This is a genomic window from Candidatus Frankia nodulisporulans (assembly GCF_902806475.1).
Lineage (GTDB): Bacteria > Actinomycetota > Actinomycetes > Frankiales > Frankiaceae > Frankia > Frankia umida.
In genome coordinates this window covers 1-817 of sequence record NZ_CADCWS010000513.1, presented here as the reverse complement: position 1 = coordinate 817, position 817 = coordinate 1, and the positions used below count along the sequence as shown (strand labels likewise).

General features: G+C 67.1%; 1 protein-coding gene. It reads right to left on the bottom strand.

The window, feature by feature from the left end:
• Nucleotides 1-752 (bottom strand): RNA-guided endonuclease InsQ/TnpB family protein (locus G6R24_RS21195; RefSeq protein WP_163550869.1); only part of this gene is annotated, 752 nt, incomplete at its 3' end.
• Nucleotides 753-817 lie beyond the last annotated feature (65 nt).

The window sequence follows — 817 nt, the reverse complement described above, 5'->3', positions numbered from 1 at the left end:
TGATCCCGCCGCCGGTCGGCGATCCGACCGTGGATCCTCGCGACCTTCAGCCGGGCCTTCGCCCGGTTCGCGGAGCCCTTCTTCTTCCGGGACAGTTCCCGCTGCGCCCGGACCAGCCGGGCCCGGTCGGTCCGCTCGTGCCGCGGGTTCGCAATCTTCTCCCCGGTGGACAGCGTGACCAGCGACGTGATGCCCGCGTCCACCCCGACCTGCCCGTCCGCCGCCGGCAGCGCCTCGATCGGGCAGTCCACCAGGATCGACACGTGATACTGGCCCCGACTGTTCCGGGACACCGTCACCCGCGACGGCACCGCGCCGTCCGGGAACGGACGGGACCAGACGATCCGCAGCGGCGCGGCCTGCTTCGCCAGCTTCAGCTGCCCGTCCCGGAACGTGAAACAGTGCCGGAAGTAGGTAGCCGCATCGTTCGTCTTCCCCTTCCGCTTGAACATCGGGTAGCCGGCCCGTTTTCCCCAAAAGTTCACGTAGGCGGTTTGGAGATTCCGCAGCGCGGCCTGTAGCGGGCCTTTCGACGGCTCGGCCAACCACAGAGTATCCGGGTCCCGTTTCCACCCGGTGAGCATCAGATCGGTTTCCGCATGGCTGATCCGCCGCTGTTCCTGGGACCACGCCCGGTGCCGTTCGGCAAGTGCCCGGTTGTAGACGTAGCGGACACAGCCGAACGTTTTCGCGAGGTTCTCCATCTGGCCGGGGGTCGGGTAGAAACGGTAGCGGTACGCCCGCTTCACCACCCGACTTCCCACACCTGACAGAATACGCGATTCCCCGGTCATTCTGGCAGCCGAGTTGACGCGCT